The organism is Pseudomonas brassicacearum (genome assembly GCF_003732265.1).
In the GTDB taxonomy this organism is placed as follows: Bacteria; Pseudomonadota; Gammaproteobacteria; order Pseudomonadales; family Pseudomonadaceae; genus Aquipseudomonas; species Aquipseudomonas brassicacearum_D.
Genome location: NZ_MOBK01000006.1, coordinates 1,236,781 through 1,254,304 on the forward strand (window position 1 = coordinate 1,236,781; position 17,524 = coordinate 1,254,304).

Sequence of the window (17,524 nt, forward strand, 5' to 3'; positions counted from 1 at the left end):
ATCAGTCATTCCAAGGAAAGCGCTGAAGGATATAGCGAGGTTTGCTGGAGCCGATTCGCTTGGCGCTTAATGTTATGTCGTAGGTTTTATAGAGATTTGCGTTCACCTCATTCGGATTGGGGATCGCTGTTGGGATACTTCCGTAAATAACCAAACCGTCGATGGTCCGAAATTCGAATGCCCGCTTATCCGGGAGCGCCCCAATAAACTCACCTGTAAACGTCTCTGTCGTTTCCTGGATGTTATCCAGGCTTAGCCGAGCTTTGCTTCGGCGGACCTGTTCACTGTCTGTAAACTGAAATTGACCGTTGCGAGTGGTGAGTGAACAAGAGGCGTCGTAGCTGGACAGCTTTCCCAGGAAATCTGCGACGCTCGACAGGGCTCTATCGGCCAGTCTCGACACCGGTTCGGAGAGCTCTTCATCACTTTTGGTCGATGCTTCGAGCAACTCGGTCATCAAGTCGATGGCTTGTGAAACCGAAGAGGTACCTTCCATTCCCACTTGCGCCGTAGAAGGGACTTCCTCCAGTTCGAAGCCAAATGAGCCTAGGGCCGTTCCCGTTATGAGTAACTGATTGTTTGACCGATTTGGAATAGGACCCTTATCGGCAAGGGTGCCGGAGATCGACGCAGCAATGGTGGCAATAGCTTCGCTGAACGCCTGCGTTGCTGCGGTGCCAAATTCGGCCAATACCCCCTGTGTACCTAAAACGGGGGCCCCGCGATAGGTAATGACGACATTCGCAGGTTGGTACGTGTTCTGACTATTTTCTTCAAGCGCTGATTTTGCTTGTTCAATTCGAGAGCGAATGGACATTGCAGATAGCTTACTGAGTCCAGGTTTGGCTAGCTGCTTCTCCAGAAAGTGGAGCTCTGCCGTCGTGTGCAGGTATTCGTTTCTATTCATGCGCAAGTTCCTGTTTGCGAGCTGTCAGCATGGCCAGAGCCGCTCGATCCTCCCGAGGATCAAGGTCAACCCGTAGAAATCCTTTCCACTGTTTTGACCTGCGATGGGCCCACATGCTGTACCAGTACGAGGTCATTTCTACCAAACGTTCAGGGGGATCACGGAGTGTGACTGATCGCGAAGCGTTCTATGAATGCCAAGAGATCAACCTCATAGGGAGATCGGTCCATCCCTGCAGGGTTTTGTTCATTGATAGGAGGGAGAAGTCCCTCAGGGTTCCATTCAGGTATCAATCCCGGCTTCCTTGCTCAGTGATCTGAAAGTCGGACGATCCTCATCCTGACGTCCTCTCGCGTCAAGCGAACAAACGTTACAGTTGATTCGCATCACGCTCGTTGCCGGGCTGAAGTACCCTGTCACCTTGTTTGTCCTCTGCGAGCTTGCCCCCATGCCAGCGGCCCTCAACCGCCTCACCGCCCTGTTCGACCAGGCCCGACGCGCCTTGCTCTTAGTCTGGGGCACCTCCCGTGGATTATTCCTCGGCCTGGTCCTGGCCACCCTGATTGCCGGTGTCCTCCCGGCGCTGGCCGCGTGGATCGGTCAACGCATTGTCGACGCAGTGGTCAGCGCCATGCAGTTGCATGCGCAGCAGGGCAGTGCGCCGTTGTGGCCGGTGGTGCGTTATGTGCTGATGGAGGCGGGGGTGCTGGCGTTGTTGTCCGGTACGCAACGGGCGCTGTCGGTTCAGCAGTCGCTGTTGCGCGTGCAGTTGGGGCAGAAGGTCAACACGATGATTCTGGAGAAAGCCCAGACGTTGTCGTTGGTGCAGTTCGAGAATTCCGAGTTTTACGACAAGCTGGTGCGGGTGCGGCGCGAGGCGTCGACCCGGCCGCTGGCGCTGGTGATGAAGTCGTTGGGGCTGATCCAGAACCTGATTGTGCTGATCAGCTTCGGTGTGTTGCTGGTGCACTTTTCGCCGTGGGCGCTGGTGCTGTTGGTGGTGGGGGCGTTGCCGGTGTTTTTCGCCGAGGCGCATTTTTCCGGGGACGCGTTTCGGCTGTTCACCCGCCGGGCGCCGGAGAGCCGGCAGCAGACTTACATCGAGACGCTGCTCTCCCACGAGGGGTACATCAAGGAGGTCAAGCTGTTCGGTTTCGCGCCGCTGTTGTTGAAGCGTTATCGCGATACCTTCGCGCGTCTCTACGCCGAAGACCGTCGGTTGACGTTGCGTCGCGATGGCTGGGGTTTTGTCCTCGGCTTGCTCGGCACGGCGGCGTTTTACCTGGCGTATGCGTGGGTGGTGGTCGATGCCGTTCATGGCAACATCACTTTAGGGCAAATGACCATGTACCTGGTGTTGTTCAAGCAGGGGCAAACCGCGGTGAGCAGCAGCTTGAGCGCCATCAGCGGGCTGTATGAAGATGGCCTTTACCTGTCGAACCTCTATGAGTACCTGGCCGAACCGGTGGTGGCCGATACCGGGACGCTCACGGAAGGCGCGGTGCCCGGCGATGGCTTGCGTTTTGAGGGCGTCGGCTTCACGTATCCGGGGGCGAGTCGTGCGGCGCTGGAGGGCATCGACTTGCACATGGTTCCGGGCCGCAGCCTGGCGCTGGTGGGGGAGAACGGCTCGGGCAAGACCACACTGATCAAGTTGCTGACCCGTCTGTACCGGCCCGATCAAGGTCGCATTTTGCTCGACGGCAGCGATTTGCAGGTATGGCAGGAAGTCGCGCTGCGGCAGCGCATCGGCGTGATTTTCCAGGACTACATCCGCTACCAATTCTCGGTGGGCGAAAACATCGGCGTTGGCGACACCTTGGCGTTCAACGATGAACAGCGTTGGCAGGACGCGGCGGCCCAAGGCATGGCCGCGCCGTTTATCGAACGTCTGGATCGCGGCTATGCCACGCAACTGGGGCGATGGTTTGCCGGTGGGCAAGAGTTGTCCGGCGGGCAATGGCAGAAGATCGCGTTATCGCGTGCCTATATGCGTCGCGATGCCGATATCCTGATTCTCGATGAGCCGACATCGGCCCTCGATCCGGCGGCGGAAGCGGCGGTGTTCGAGCATTTCAGCGAGCACACCGAAGGGCGCATGACGTTGCTGATTTCCCATCGGTTTTCCAGTGTGCGCAATGCCGATCACATCATCGTGCTGGACCAGGGCACGATCCTCGAGCGTGGCGATCACGACAGCCTTGTAGAGGCGGGCGGGCGTTACGCGCAGCTGTTCAACCTGCAAGCCCGGGGTTACCGCTAGGTTTGGCTTTCATCAAACCATCGATTGCCTGGCGGTACTGACTGCCACCCAGAATCATGCTGTTGTTGTGCGTTCCACCGGGCACCAGCAGCAGCCGCTTGGGTTCATTGGCGGCATTGAACAACTGCTGGCTGAAGCGTGAGGGCATGAACGGGTCGGCCAGGCCGTGGACCACCAGCAGCGGCATGTCGATGTCGACGATCTTGTCGATGGAATCGAATTTCTGCGACACCAGCCAACGCACCGGCAGCCATTTCACCGGCAGGTTGCTGTCGGCCACTTGCGCCACGGCATCGCCCAGCGAGGTGAATGTGGATTCGATCACAAGGCCGCGCACCGGTACGGGGTCATGGTGCTTTTTCGCCTGCGCCGCCAGGTCCGCCGCGAGGTCAATGGCCACCGCGCCGCCCAGGGAATGGCCGTAGATCAGACGCTTGCTGGCGTCCGGTTGCATCTGGATGAAACGCTCCCACGCTGCCCGGGCGTCTTCGTAAACACTGGCTTCCGAGGGCAGGTCACCTTTGCTTTGGCCGAACCCACGGTAGTCGATGGCCAGCACCGAGTAGCCCATGGCGCGCAATTGCTCGATGCGAAACGCCTGGCCCGTGAGATTCCAGCGCACACCGTGCAGGTAAAGGATCGACGGCGCATCCCGGCGCGCCGCCGGCCACCACCAGGCATGCAGGTTTTGCCCGGCCTTGAAACTGGCGGGCTTGATGTCGAACTCCTGCACATCGCTCGGCAAGCCGCGATACCAACCGGCTGTGCCCGGCTCGATGCGAAACAGCAGCTCGCGCTCTTTGTAGTTGAGCACGCCACAACTCACCGGCAGGCCGATGATCAACACGGCCATGCACAGCAGCGGTAGCCAGCGGCGGGTCAAGCGGCTCATCAAACTCGACAACATGCGGCGGTCCGGAAGGTCAGCGGGAAAGGTCGGGTTTTAACAGATGCGGGGTGGGGACGGGAATAATTTCGACAGTCGTATAAGGTTTTGTGGTGAATGATCGGGCCCCATCACGAGCAGGCTCACTCCTACAATTGACCGAGTTCTTCCAGAAGAAAAGCGATCCACTGTGGGAGCGAGCCTGCTCGCGAAGGGGCCAGTGTTACCAAAGCCAAAACAATTGGTGTTCGATCAATCCACCTTCAACACAATCTTCCCAACATGATCCCCACCCTCCATCCGCGCATGGGCCTGCGACGCATCGTTGAGCGCATACACTTTGTCAATCATCGGCAGGCAACGCCCGGCGGCGAGCACGGGCCAGACGTACTCGCGCAACTGTTCAGCAATCGAGGCCTTTTCTTCGCGGGTACGTGAGCGCAACAGGGAACCGGTGATGATTGCGCGCTTGGCCATGATCGCCAGCAAGTCGACATCCTTGGCGTGAGCGCCACCAAGGAAGCCCAGCATCACCAGTCGACCTTCCATGCCCAGCGCCGCGATGTTCGGATTCAGGTACGAACCGCCCATGATGTCGAGGATCACATTTACGCCTTTGCCGGCGGTTTTTTGCGCGATGACCTCGGCGAAATCCTGGTCGCGGTAGTTGATCGGCTCGGCCCCCAACTGGCGGATCACCGCACATTTGTCTTCACTGCCCGCCGTGGCGAAGGCCTTGACCCCGAATTCGCGACAGAGCATCAACGCGGTGGTGCCGATGCCGCTGGTGCCGCCGTGGATCAGTGCGCGCTGGCCTTTGCTGGCGCCGCCCATGTCGAAGAGGTTGGCCCACACCGTGAAGAAGGTCTCCGGGATCGCCGCCGCATGTACCCAATCCATGCCATCAGGGATCGGCAACGTCTGGCCGGCCGGTGCCACGCAATACTGTGCGTAGCCGCCGCCGTTGGTCAGTGCGCAGACCTTGTCGCCCACGATAAATTCGCTGACGCCGGTGCCGATGGCCACCACTTCCCCAGCCACTTCCAGCCCCGGGAACGGACTCATGCCGGGTTTCAGCGGGTACTTGCCGGCCCGTTGAAGCGCATCGGGGCGGTTGATCCCGGCAGCGTGCACACGAATCAGCACTTCACCTGCCGCCGGGGTGGGCACCGGCTCCTGGCGCGGCTTCAACACCTCGGGGCCGCCGGGCTCGGTGATTTCAATCAGGGTCATGGTTTGAGGCAAGGTCATGTCGAAGTCCTGGGATAGAGAAGTCATAACAGTGGGACCGCATCAAGGGCGCGGTGATTCAGTTCAAGACAGGCAGCACATCATCACGACGGTTGAGCAAACGCATGCCCTGTTCCAGCAGCAGTGCAACCACAATCGCACCGGCCGCGATGACAAACAACAAGGCGTGATGACCGCCGCTGGCATTGAACAGAGCTGAATAGGCAAACCCGGCGATGGCCTGAAAGGTGGCGAACGACACCGTCGCGCGGCTCCAGGCCACTTGCTGCTGGTGATGCTGTGGGATCAGTTCGTGAACCCGTGCCAGCGCCAACGGGACGATGCCCGGCGGGAACGAGCCGAGAATCACTGCCAGCAAGGCCAGCGCGGTAAAAGAACTCGATATCGCCAGCAGGCCAACGGCAATCGCCTGCACCACCAGCACCACGCGAATACTGACTTTCGCGCCGAACTGATCCGCCAGAAAGCCATAACTCACTGGCCCGATAATCGCGCCAAGGCCATACATCACCCAGATCAGCGCGCCGACATGCGGCCCGGCACCGAGGCCACGGGCCACGTAATCCACCAGGAACACCATGGCAGGCACCAGCCCGGCGGCCATGAACGCGTATTGAGCGAACAGCAGGTAAACCCGTGGATCAGTGGCAGTCTTGGGGGCGTCGGTAGTTGGTGCGACGGCTGCGTGGTGCGCCTCTGACGGCCAGCCGAACCAACTGGCAGCGGTGAGCACCAGGGACAACAGGCCAAGGCCGAACCAGGTCTGCTGCAAGCCAAGGCTCAGCAGTGGCGGAACAATCGTTCCCGAACCGGCAATGCCCAGGCCAATGCCGAGAAAAATTGCACCGCTGGCCAATCCTCGACGCGATGCCGGTACGTGGGGCAACACGGTCGCGGCCACCAGCACCATGATCGCGCCCCCGGCAACGCCCGACAGCAGGCGCCAGCCAAAGAACCAGCTCACCGACAAGGGAAAACCACAGGCGAAGAACGATAACGTCACCGCCAACATCATCAGCCGCAGCGCGGTTTTGTTGGAGGTGCGTTGCGCGACAGGGCGGCCGATCAGGGCGCCAATCAGATAGCCGACGAGGTTGGCGGCGCCGAGGTAAACCACGTCGCTGGCGGAAAACCAGTGCGCCTGGATCAACGAGGGAATCAACGGCGTGTACGCAAACCGCGCCAGGCCAATGCTGACCAGGCTGGCGCTGAGGCCGGCGAAGATCGGCAGCCAAATGGCGCCGCGCGAGGGGGTCGATGAGCTGTGCATGAGCAGGATCCTGAAAGGTATTCGCTGGCCTTCAGCCTATCGCGATTATCTGATGCAATAACGCAGCGATTTTGCGCTATCGTGATGCGTATCTGCATCAGCAGGAGAGCCGCATGAATTGGGATGACGCACGGGTATTTCTTGCGGTTTGCCGCGAGTCGACACTGCGCGGCGCCGCGCGGGTGCTGGGGGTCGACCAGGCCACGGTGGGACGGCGGATTACGGCGCTGGAAAAGTCATTGAGTGCCACGTTGTTCCTGCGCACCTCGGAAGGCTACGCACTGACCGCGGTCGGTGAGGCGGCGTTGGCGGCGGTGGAAAAAATGGAGCGTTCGGCGCTGGAACTGCAGCGGCAGATCCAGGGGCTGGATGATCGGTTGACCGGGCTTGTTCGGGTCAGCACCACGGATTCCATGGCCATCGATTTCCTGATTCCGGCCATCGCGCGCCTGCATCAACAGCATCCCGACGTACGCGTGCAACTGGACGCCTCGACGCAGATTCTCAGCCTGGCCAAACGCGAAGCCGACATCGCCGTGCGCAATACCCGGCCGGATAATCCGGACCTGATCGCGCGACGAATTGCCCGCTGGCCGGTGGGGCTTTTTGCGTCCCAGGCGTATGTGGACGCCAACGGCGTGCCAGCGCCGGGTTCGGCGTTTGAAGGGCATGATCTGGTGGTGTATCAGCCGTACCTGCAAAGCCAAAAGGACATGACGCTGGTCTCGGAGCCGTTGACCCGCGGGCGGATCGTGTCGAGCCTGAGTTCCAGTCTGCTGGTGCGTCGATCCATTGCGGCGGGTATCGGGCTGGGGGAAATTCCGGTGTACATGGGGGAGAGGGACGGGCTGGTCAGACTTTGGCCGGAGCGCACGCGTCCGCTGCCGTATGACGTCTGGCTGGTGACCCACGCCGACTTGCGGCACACCGCGAGGGTGCGGGTGGTGATCGAAGAAATTGTCGCGGTGTTCTCCGGCACCGGCGAATAACACGCACCCTGTAGCAGCTGGCGAAGCCTGCGTCCGGCTGCGAAGCAGTCGTATATTCATGCGACGCGGTCTAAATGGCAGACCGCGTGCGCCGGGTTTACGACTGCTTCGCAGCCGGACGCAGGCTTCGCCAGCTGCTACAGGGATTTGCGTTTAACAGTTAGGGCATTTCAGGCAGCTCTTGCGGGCGCAGGTCGAACACCAGCACTTCGGCATCCACACCGTTGCTCAACGTCAGCACCTGTTCATCACGTACCCGCACGCCATCGCCTTCCTGCAACTGCACGCCGTTGAGTTCAACGCTGCCACGGGCCACGTGCACGTAAGCATAACGATTCGCCGCCAGTTCCAGCGCTGCGCTTTCCTTGCCGTCGATCAGCGCGGCGTACACCCGTGCATCCTGGCGCACCTTCAGCGATCCCTTGTCGCCGTCGGGGGAGATGATCAGTTGCAGACGCCCGCGTTTCTTTTTCGTGCTGAAGTGTTCTTGCTGATAGCGCGGTTTGGCGCCGCTCACTTCCGGCACGATCCAGATTTGCAGGAAATGCACAGGACGTGTCGCCGAGTGGTTGTACTCGCTGTGGGCCACGCCACTGCCGGCACTCATCAACTGCACGTCACCCGGGCGGATCACCGAACCGGTGCCCAGCGTGTCCTTGTGTTCCAGCGCGCCTTCGAGCACGTAGGAGAAAATCTCCATGTCGCGGTGAGGGTGCTGGCCAAAGCCTTTGCCGGCCGCCACGCGGTCATCGTTGATCACCAACAGGTCGGAAAAACCCTGTTCTTTCGGGTTGCGATAGTTGGCGAAGGAAAAGGTATGGAACGACTTCAACCAACCGTGATTGGCCGCGCCGCGATCAGAAGCTTTGCGAAGGGTCAGCATGATGAAATCTCCTGTTGGGACGTTGATTCGTCCGAGTGAGGAGAAGGTTAATGGTTACTGGCGGGTGCAATAAGTAGATGGAAATTGAAACACTGTCCTGATCTGGTTGACAGTTGTGTGCGGTCGATCACGCATTCTTTCCCGACGCTGACGCCACGATTAGCCATAATGCACAACACCCTTTTGTGGCGAGGGGGCTTGTCGGAACGCCGCATCGCCCCGTTGGGTTGCGCAGCAGCCCCAAAATCTTGTGAGCGCTGCGCACTCAAACGGGGGCAAGCCCCCTCGCCACAGGGTTAGCTCCCACACGGGACCGGTGTTCAGCCGATGGATCTTCCTTTTACTTCAGTGATGTCTAACCCATGAAAACCGTGGCAATGGTGTTATTCCCGGGCTTCCTCCTGCTCGACATGGCCGGTCCCATGGAGGTGTTTTCCATCGCCAACCGCTACCTGGCCCCGGCGGACCACTACCACCTCACGACCATCGGCACCGAGCCCGGCGCATTGCGTGCATCCAACGGCGTCAGCGTCCAGGCCGATCTGCACATGGATCAGGCGATTCAAGATTACGACCTGTTGCTGGTGCCGGGCGGCCCCGGTGCCTATAACGAGAAACACCTGCCGTTGCTCGAATGGCTCAAGGGCGCGGTGAATCGCGCCGGGCGCTACGGTTCGATTTGCACGGGCGCCTTCGTGTTGGGGTTCGCCGGTTTGCTCGACGGCTACCGCGTGACCACTCACTGGCACTACACCGAACGGCTGATCAAAGGCTTCCCCCAGGCCACGGTGGAGACTGATCAGATTTACGTGCTGGACCGTAACCTCATCACCTCCGGTGGTGTGACCGCCGGCATCGACCTCGCGCTGGCGGTGGTCGCCGAAGACCATGGCAAAAAAGTCGCGCAAGACGTGGCCAAAGTGCTGTTGGTGGTGATGAAACGCCAGGGCGGACAGGCGCAGTTCAGCCCGTTGATGGCCACGGTTGCCCCGCACGAAACGCCGATTACCCGGGTGCAAAACTATGTGCTGGAACACCTGGATGAAGCGTTCTGCATCGAGCGCATGGCCAGCCTGGCAACCATGAGTACGCGGCATTTCACCCGGATTTTTGCCCGGGAAGTGAACATGACACCGATGGAGTTTTTGCAAAACGCGCGCATCGACCGCGCCAGGAGCCTGCTGGAAACCAGCGACCTGCCGCTCAAGACCGTGGCGTTCAAAAGCGGCTTCGGCAGCGTGCGCCACATGCGTTTTCTGTTCGGCGAAAAGCTCGGCCTGACACCTGGCCAATACCGCGAACAGTTCAGCTAGCGTATTGTGTCCGTCATGCGCACCTTGATGGCCGGGACGCTCCCTCCGTGGCCGTTGAACCGTCACGCAGGACTGCCAAGATACCCGTGAACTCTTTGCAAGGGAGGTGCGGGAGCCTGGAAGGCGAGTGCGAAGGAAGTTTGTGGCACTTTGAGCCGGGCCAGGTTTTCAGCACGCGAACGTGCATGAACAGCCTCACAGATTTGAACAGCGAAGCGGTGCTGCATTTCGGCCCCTACGCATTCCACCAGCGGCAACGGCTGATCCTGGACGGTGATCGGCCGCTGCGCATGGGCGGGCGGGCCCTGGACATCTTGCAGGTGCTGGTCGAACGCGCGGGGACGGTGGTCAGCAAAGACGAACTGATTGCCCGGGTCTGGCCGACATCGGTGGTCGAAGAAATCAACCTGCGCGTGCACATCGCTGCGCTGCGTCGCGCCCTTGGCGACGGGCAAGACGGTCAGCGCTATATCGTCAACATTCCCCAGCGCGGATACAGTTTTGTCGCCCCGGTGCAGCACCTGCCGGCGGGCGCGCCGGTGTCGATCCAGTCCCTGCAGAAAGCTCAACACAACCTGCCGGCACGGCTCACGCCGGTGACCGGTCGCGACTCGATGGTCGGCAGTCTGGTGCGGCAGTTGCCGGTGCGGCGTCTGATGACGCTGGTTGGCCCCGCCGGCATCGGCAAGACCACGGTGGCGCTGCGTGTGGCGGAACTGTTGTTGCAACACTATCAGGACGGTGTCTGGCTGGTTGATCTGGGGGCGATTGCTGATCCCGCGCACGTCATTGACCATCTGACGCGCACCCTTGAACTCGATGTCGGGACTGCCCTTGAGGGGTTGGCGCAGCGCCATGCGTTACTGGTGCTCGACAACTGCGAGCACCTGCTGGAGCGCTGTCGAACGCTGGTTGAAAGTCTGCTGATTACGGCGCCCCGGCTGTCGATTCTGGCCACCAGCCGCGAACCGTTGCTGGCGACTGGGGAAACGCTGGTGCGTCTGCCGTCGCTGACGGTACCGCCCAAGTCCGAGTGGCAGAGCGTTGCGCAAGTCATGGGTTATTCGGCCGTGCAGCTGTTTGTCAGTCGCGCCCGCACCCGTCAACAAGGCTTTGCCCTGCGCGATCAGGACCTCAACACCGTCGGTGACATCTGCCGCAGACTTGATGGTTTGCCGCTGGCCATCGAGCTGGCGGCCGCGCAAATCGACGCACTGGCGTTGGTGGGGCTGCAATCACAACTCGACAATTGTTTTCAATTGCTGACCCATGGTCGGCGCACGGCCGTTCCCCGGCACCAAACCCTGAAAGCCGCGCTGGACTGGAGCTATGAACAGCTGAGCCTATTGGAGCAAACGGTGTTGCAGCGCCTGGCCGTGTTCAAAATGGCCTTCACCCTGGACGCCGCCATTGCGGTGATCAGTTGCTCGACACTGCCACCCGGAGGCGTGATGGACGCGGTGCAGCACCTTGCACTCAAATCGTTGTTGTCACTGGAGGAGGCCAGCGGTGTGACCCGTTACCGTTTCCTCAACACCACGCGCCTGTATGCCCTGGAAAAACTCGAGCACGGTGGGGCGTTTCGCGATTTCGAAAGGCGCTACGCCCGTTTCATCAGCCGGGGGCGCTCCGCGTCAGCTGGGCAAGTGGCGTTGCAACTCGTCGAGTAACCGGCGGACTTTCAACAGGTCCGGAGTGGCATGGCCTTCGGTGAATCGCTGGTAGACCGGTGCCAGCAATTGATGGGCCTGCTGATAGCGGCCCTGACGCTGCCAAAGCTGGGCCAGTGATGTGGCGCTGCGCAGTTCCCAGGCGAGGGCGCCCTGGGTTCTGGCCACGTTCAGAGCCCGCATCAGTACGGCCTCGGCCGCCTGGTTCTTCAACGGACAATCCTCTTCCAGCAGCGCATTCGCCTTGGCCCGCAGAATTTCTGCCGTGCTCCAGCCGGCGATGCCGGTATCCGCGCGGTGCAGCAAGGCGTCATCGACGAAACCGCTGTCCAGCGTGACCATGATGTCCTTGATCAACCCGCTGCCGGGTGGGGGCGGCGAGTGTGCCTCTGCGTTGTCGATCACCTGCGCGTAATGTCGCGCCCACGTGTAGAACAGCAGCACCGAGTGTTTTTGCGCTTGCTCCAGCAGCAGGCGCAGCAGTTCACGGGCGCTGCGGGTGTCGCCGTTGTAGTGGGCGATCAGGCAACCGGCCAGGGCCAGGGTGTAGCAAATCGAGGTGCCGTGGTTGATCTGGATCGCGATGTTCAGCGCCTGCCGGGCCGTACGCCAGGCCTGCTCCGGTTGGCCCTGCAACCAGAGGATGCGCGCCAGAATTGTCAGGGAAGCAACGCTCTGGTCGTACTGCACGCCAAAACCGTGGGTGAAGCGGTTGAGGTGGCCACTGTGGGCCATGCGCTGGATCACTTCTTCGGCGTTGACCCGTGCCCGCTCCTGATCCCCGGCAAAGTGCAACGCGAGCACGCGCAGTCGGTGGGTGCTCAACGCGAGCACAGCGTCGTCATGCCCGCCGATTCGATCGAACTGCAGGCTTTGCTCCAGCGCCAGTTGATAATGACCGCAGCTGAGATTGACCGCCATGTGCCCGGACACCGCCCGCAACTGACCGGCCATGTCACGGCACTGTCTGGCCAGGAGTCTGGCACTGACGAAGGCGTCGATGGTTTCCGCAGTGCCGCCCTGGGTGTGGTAGCAGGAGCTGCCGAGGGCCAGTTTGAGGCTCATTTTCAGCTGAGGGCAGGGCTCGGGGGTGGCGTCGAGCAGTGTCAGGGCCTTGCGCACATAAACGCCATGCTCCTTGAGCAGCGACAGTTCCTGCCACAGCGGCATGGACGTCGCGGCCAACTGGATGGCCAGTGCTTGCGGCCCGTGCCCGTTCAAGCCCCAATCGAGTGCCGCGCGAATGTCCTCCAGACCCCGGGCATAACGCTCGATCCACAGACTGGTCGGGACGAGTTCCCAGTCATTGCGTGCCTGGTGCATCAAGGCCAGGCAACGTTCAGCATGGCGGATTCGCGTGTCTGACAAGTCGGCGGCCTGGTCGAGTTTTTCCAGGGCATAGCTGCGTGTGGTGTCGAGCAGGCGATAGAACACTTCTTCATCGCCCACTTCCACGTTCAACAGCGACTTGGCCACCAGTTGGGTGATCGCACCAAACACCTTGCCGGGGTCGATGTGTTCGCCGACGGTCACCGCCGCTGCGGACTCCAGAGTGAATCCGCCCCTGAACACGCCCAACCGGCGCAGGCAGGTTTGCTCGCAGGACGTCAGCAGTTCGTAGCTCCAGTCGAGCGTGGCGCGCAGCGTCTGGTGCCGACCCAATGCCGGCTGACACCCTTGGGTCAGCAAACGAAAACTGCCTTGCAACTGCTCCAGCACACCACTCAAGCCCAAGTGGCCGACTTGCGCGGCGGCGAGTTCGATGGCCAACGGAATGCCGTCCAGGCGATGGCAGATGTCGATCAACAGCGGCAACTCGTTATCGCTGAGTTCAAAGCTGTCGTGGCTGGCCATCGCCCGCTCGACGAACAATTGCAGCGCCGAAAACGTCATGGCCTGAGCGCGATCCAGCACGGCGATGGGCGGTGGGCAATCCAGCGACTCGAGGCGCTGGACGAACTCGCCTTCGGCTCGCAGGCTTTCGCGACTGGTGGCCAAAATGTGCACCTCGGGCGCGGCGCGCAGGGTGCTTTCGCAGAGCAGGGCGATGGCGTCGACCAGGTGTTCGCAATTGTCGATGACCAGCAGCATCTGGCGGTCGCGCAGGAAGGCTGCCAGTGCGCTCACCGGTTCGCCATCGTGCAGGGACACATCGAGCAGCGTCGCCAAATGGGCGGTGATCATCAGCGGGTCGTTGATCGGTGCCAGGTCCAGCAGGCGAATGCCGTCCCGGTAGCGTCCGATCAACTGTTCGGCGACGCGCAGGGCCACGGTGGTCTTGCCGATGCCGCCGGGGCCGACGAGGGTGATGAAGCGCTGGCGTGCCAGTTGTGTCACCAGTGCATCGACCAGGGACTGGCGCCCGATCAGGCGAGTGCGCCGTACTGGGAGATTATGGCCGTTGGGTACCGGTCCTTCGGGTTCGGGGTGTTGCTCGATCCGTTCCTGCGAATAGGGCGCGACAAAGCTATAGCCGCGCTGCGCCACGGTGACGATGTAGCGCTGGCCGGCCTGGCCGTCGCCGAGGGCTTTGCGCAGCGCCGCCATGTGCACCCGCAGGTTGATGTCCTCCACCACGCTGTTGGGCCAGACCGCTGCGATCAGTTGCTGTTTGCTGACCACCTGCCCGGCGTGCTCCAGCAGGATCAGCAGAATGTCCATGGCACGCCGGCCCAGGCGCAGGGGCTGGTCGGCCTCCATCACCAGGCGCTGTCCGGGGTAGATCCGGTAGGGGCCGAAATGCACAGCCTGTTCGGGGGAGAGGGTCAACGTGTCGCTCCTGCTTGCATCCGTCTAGTACGCGGTTTTCGAGCATGTTCCGCAGGTTTTCGGATCAGTGCAATCCCGGGTGGCGGGTGACTGTCGGGTGTTCGCTGCGACTGTCTGTACCCGTCACCCTTGGCCGGTGCCGTGTTTACGGTAACAAAGCCGGGGTTACGGCTTTTGGTGCGCCAGGGAAAATTAACAACGTTTAACTCGTGCTGCGTCTGGTCTACGCCCAAAACTCTGGTTCTTCAACGTCCGCCGGTCAGTCGCAGTTCGCAACACCTGTAGGTGTTGGCATTGAAGTCAAGCAGGGATTTATTGTCATGAGGACACCGGAATGAGCAACGTGGTGGTGGTCTATCACAGTGGCTACGGGCACACCCGGGTCATGGCGCAGGCCGTGGCCCAGGGGGTGGAACGGCACTTGGGCAGCACCTGCCTGTTGATTCCAGTGGAGGAAGTGGACGACCACTGGGACCGCTTGCACAGCGCCGACGCCATCATCTTCGGCGCCCCGACCTACATGGGCAGCGCCTCGGCGCCGTTCAAAGGCTTCATGGAAGCCACTTCAGCGTTCTACCTGGCCCAACCCTGGCGCGACAAACTGGCCGCCGGGTTCACCAACTCCGGCAGCCTGTGCGGCGACAAGCTCAACACCTTGCTGCAAATGGCGGTGTTCGCGGCCCAGCACTCAATGATCTGGGTCGGCCTCGACCTGCTGCCGGCGCGTTCCGGTACCGGGGTGTTCGATGGGCAGATGAATCGCCTGGGCAGCTCGCTCGGTGCCATGTCCCAATCCAATGTCGAACAACCTCCCGAACTCGCCCCACCGCCCGAAGATCGCTGCACCGCCGCGCACCTGGGCGAGCGGGTGGCGCGGCTGGCTGAACGCATGAACCACTCACCGGTTTGATAAACCCCCGACACTCGCAAAGGAGATAGCCCATGACGATGTTCACCACCCGCGACGGCACCGAGATTTACTACAAGGACTGGGGCACCGGTCAGCCCATCGTCTTCAGCCACGGCTGGCCGTTGAACGCCGACAGCTGGGAATCGCAGATGATCTTCCTGGCGTCCAAAGGCTACCGGGTCATCGCCCATGACCGCAGGGGTCACGGGCGCTCCAGCCAGCCGTGGTCCGGTAATGACATGGACCACTACGCCGACGACCTGGCGCAGTTGATCGAATTGCTGGACCTCAAGGACGCGGTGCTGTTCGGCTTCTCCACCGGCGGCGGTGAAGTGGCGCGCTACATCGGTCGCCATGGCACAGGGCGGCTGGCCAAGGCCGGGCTGATCTCCTCGGTGCCGCCGCTGATGCTCAAGACCGAAGCCAACCCTGGCGGCCTGCCCCTCGAAGTGTTCGACGGCATTCGCCAGGCGTCCCTCGTCGACCGCTCGCAGCTGTACATCGACCTCGCCAGCGGCCCGTTCTTCGGCTTCAACAAGCCAGGCGCGAAACCGTCCCAAGGCATGATCGACGCGTTCTGGATGCAAGGCATGATGGCCGGCCACAAGAACGCCTATGACTGCATCAAGGCCTTCTCCGAAACCGACTTCACCGAAGACCTGAAGAAATTCGACATCCCGACCCTGGTGGTGCACGGCGATGCGGATCAAGTGGTGCCGTTCGAAGCAGCGGGCGTTGCTTCGGCAAAACTGGTGAAAGGTTCTACGCTAAAGATCTACCCCGATGCACCCCATGGCTTGACTGACACTCACAAGGATCAGCTCAACGCTGAGCTGTTGGCGTTCTTACAGGGATGATGAACCCCGGCGCGGATGTGCATCTGCGCCGGTTTCCGCTGCTGGTGAGAGCAGCTTACCGTCGAGATCATGTCCATGAAAAAGCTGACGAATGCCACCGGTGCACCGGTGGCCAATAACCTCAATATCCAGACTGCCGGTCCTCGTGGGCCGGCACTTTTGCAAGACATCTGGCTGTTGGAAAAGCTGGCCCACTTTGACCGCGAAGTAATTCCCGAACGACGCATGCACGCCAAGGGCGCGGGCGCCTACGGCACGTTCACCGTCACCCGCGACATCAGTCGCTACACCAAGGCCAGCATCTTCAACACCGTGGGCAAGCAAACGGAGCTGTTCGTGCGTTTTTCCTCGGTGGCCGGCGAGCGCGGCGCGGCGGATGCGGAACGTGATATCCGCGGTTTCGCAGTGAAGTTTTACACCGACGAAGGCAACTGGGACATCGTCGGCAATAACACGCCGGTGTTTTTCTTCCGTGACCCGCTGCGCTTTTCCGACCTTAACCACGTGGTCAAGCGTGACCCGCGCACCGGCCTGCGCAATGCCACCAGCAACTGGGATTTCTGGACCCTGCTGCCGGAGGCGCTGCACCAGGTGACCATCGTCATGAGCGATCGCGGGATTCCCACCAGCTTTCGCCACATGCACGGTTTCGGCAGCCACACCTTCAGCCTGATCAACCGCGACAACGAACGGGTGTGGACGAAGTTTCATTTTGTCTGTCAGCAAGGCATCGAAACCCTTACGGATGCCGAAGCGCAAGCGGTGGTCGGCAAGGATCGCGAGAGTAATTTGCGCGACCTGTACGAAGTCATCGAGGCGGGCAATTTCCCGAGCTGGAAACTTTTCATCCAGGTAATGGACGAAGAGCAGGCCAAAACGCACCGACATAACCCGTTCGACCTGACCAAAGTCTGGCCACACGGCGAGTTTCCGCTGATCGAAGTCGGCGTCATGGAGCTCAACCGCAACGCCGAGAACCATTTCGCCGAAATCGAGCAAGCGGCGTTTTCACCGGCCAACGTGGTGCCGGGCGTCAGCTTCTCGCCGGACCGCATGCTTCAGGCGCGGTTGTTTTCCTATGGCGATGCGCAACGTTATCGCCTCGGGGTGAACTTCAATCACATCCCGGTCAATGCGCCACGCGCCCCGGCAATAAACAGCTACCACCGCGACGGCGCCATGCGCACCGACGGCAACCTCGGCGGCACTGCCAGTTACTTCCCCAACAGCGTGGGTGAATGGCCGGATTCGCCGGAACTGGCCGATCCACCGCTGCCGTTGGAAGGCTTTGCGCAGCACTATGATCATCGGTTGGAAAATGATCATTACGAGCAGCCCGGCAATCTGTTTCGGTTGCTCGATCCGGAGAGCAAGCAGCGTCTGTTCGACAACACCGCGCGGTCCATGAATGGCGTACCGCAGGCGATTCGTAATCGGCACATCGAAAACTGCACCAAGGCTGATCCGGCGTATGGGTTCGGGGTGGCAGAGGCGTTGGAGCGATTGTCGCCATTGGGTTAACCAGCCGCTACCTCGCGAGGCAACGTTCGGCTCTG

General features: G+C 61.1%; 13 protein-coding genes. 7 read left to right on the forward strand and 6 right to left on the reverse strand.

Annotated features, from left to right (window positions below; genetic code table 11):
• Position 1 precedes the first annotated feature (1 nt).
• The gene (locus tag BK660_RS18775) at positions 2 to 907 is read right to left on the reverse strand and encodes a hypothetical protein (RefSeq protein ID WP_123434502.1); all 906 of its coding nucleotides are present in this window, start codon (positions 905 to 907) and stop codon (positions 2 to 4) included.
• A 448-nt stretch (positions 908 to 1,355) separates the two neighbouring features.
• Here BK660_RS18775 and BK660_RS18785 point away from each other — a divergent pair, with 448 nt between their 5' ends.
• Positions 1,356 to 3,170: an ABC transporter ATP-binding protein gene (locus BK660_RS18785; RefSeq protein WP_123434503.1), complete on the forward strand. Its 1,815-nt coding sequence runs from the start codon at positions 1,356 to 1,358 to the stop codon at positions 3,168 to 3,170.
• On the opposite strand, the gene BK660_RS18790 is transcribed toward BK660_RS18785, so the two are convergent.
• The 3 genes from BK660_RS18790 to BK660_RS18800 form a co-directional block, all read right to left on the reverse strand.
• Positions 3,142 to 4,077, reverse strand: a complete 936-nt coding sequence (locus BK660_RS18790; RefSeq protein ID WP_123434504.1) for an alpha/beta hydrolase — start codon at positions 4,075 to 4,077, stop codon at positions 3,142 to 3,144. The genes BK660_RS18785 and BK660_RS18790 overlap by 29 nt on opposite strands.
• A gap of 231 nt (positions 4,078 to 4,308) precedes the next feature.
• Positions 4,309 to 5,307 carry an NAD(P)H-quinone oxidoreductase gene (locus tag BK660_RS18795; protein WP_123434505.1) on the reverse strand — a complete coding sequence of 333 codons (999 nt, stop codon included), beginning with the start codon at positions 5,305 to 5,307 and terminating at the stop codon, positions 4,309 to 4,311.
• Between the two features lie 58 nt (positions 5,308 to 5,365).
• The gene (locus BK660_RS18800) at positions 5,366 to 6,577 is read right to left on the reverse strand and encodes a YbfB/YjiJ family MFS transporter (RefSeq protein WP_123434506.1); all 1,212 of its coding nucleotides are present in this window, start codon (positions 6,575 to 6,577) and stop codon (positions 5,366 to 5,368) included.
• Positions 6,578 to 6,690: 113 nt separating this feature from the next.
• Here BK660_RS18800 and BK660_RS18805 point away from each other — a divergent pair, with 113 nt between their 5' ends.
• On the forward strand, positions 6,691 to 7,566 hold the full coding sequence (locus BK660_RS18805; RefSeq protein ID WP_123434507.1) for a LysR family transcriptional regulator: 876 nt from the start codon (positions 6,691 to 6,693) through the stop codon (positions 7,564 to 7,566).
• A gap of 160 nt (positions 7,567 to 7,726) precedes the next feature.
• Here the strand turns inward: BK660_RS18805 and BK660_RS18810 are convergent, their stop codons facing one another.
• Positions 7,727 to 8,449, reverse strand: coding sequence for a pirin family protein (locus tag BK660_RS18810; RefSeq protein WP_123434508.1), 723 nt, complete (start codon positions 8,447 to 8,449; stop codon positions 7,727 to 7,729).
• Between the two features lie 362 nt (positions 8,450 to 8,811).
• On the opposite strand from BK660_RS18810, the gene BK660_RS18815 reads away from it, so the two are divergent.
• Both BK660_RS18815 and BK660_RS18820 read left to right on the forward strand, forming a co-directional pair.
• Positions 8,812 to 9,762 carry a GlxA family transcriptional regulator gene (locus BK660_RS18815; protein WP_123434509.1) on the forward strand — a complete coding sequence of 317 codons (951 nt, stop codon included), beginning with the start codon at positions 8,812 to 8,814 and terminating at the stop codon, positions 9,760 to 9,762.
• A gap of 185 nt (positions 9,763 to 9,947) precedes the next feature.
• Positions 9,948 to 11,432 carry an ATP-binding protein gene (locus BK660_RS18820; protein WP_123434510.1) on the forward strand — a complete coding sequence of 495 codons (1,485 nt, stop codon included), beginning with the start codon at positions 9,948 to 9,950 and terminating at the stop codon, positions 11,430 to 11,432.
• Here BK660_RS18820 and BK660_RS18825 read toward each other — a convergent pair.
• Positions 11,397 to 14,201, reverse strand: coding sequence for an ATP-binding protein (locus tag BK660_RS18825; protein WP_123434511.1), 2,805 nt, complete (start codon positions 14,199 to 14,201; stop codon positions 11,397 to 11,399). The two genes, BK660_RS18820 and BK660_RS18825, sit on opposite strands and share 36 nt — an antisense overlap.
• 334 nt (positions 14,202 to 14,535) lie before the next feature.
• Here BK660_RS18825 and BK660_RS18830 point away from each other — a divergent pair, with 334 nt between their 5' ends.
• The 3 genes from BK660_RS18830 to BK660_RS18840 all read left to right on the forward strand — a co-directional run bounded on the left by BK660_RS18830 (position 14,536) and on the right by BK660_RS18840 (position 17,489).
• Positions 14,536 to 15,111: a flavodoxin family protein gene (locus BK660_RS18830; RefSeq protein WP_123434512.1), complete on the forward strand. Its 576-nt coding sequence runs from the start codon at positions 14,536 to 14,538 to the stop codon at positions 15,109 to 15,111.
• 32 nt (positions 15,112 to 15,143) lie between these two features.
• Positions 15,144 to 15,968 (forward strand): alpha/beta fold hydrolase, encoded by an 825-nt coding sequence (locus BK660_RS18835; RefSeq protein ID WP_123434513.1) that lies wholly within the window; start codon positions 15,144 to 15,146, stop codon positions 15,966 to 15,968.
• A gap of 75 nt (positions 15,969 to 16,043) precedes the next feature.
• Positions 16,044 to 17,489, forward strand: a complete 1,446-nt coding sequence (locus BK660_RS18840) for a catalase (protein WP_311202908.1) — start codon at positions 16,044 to 16,046, stop codon at positions 17,487 to 17,489.
• Positions 17,490 to 17,524: the final 35 nt, after the last annotated feature.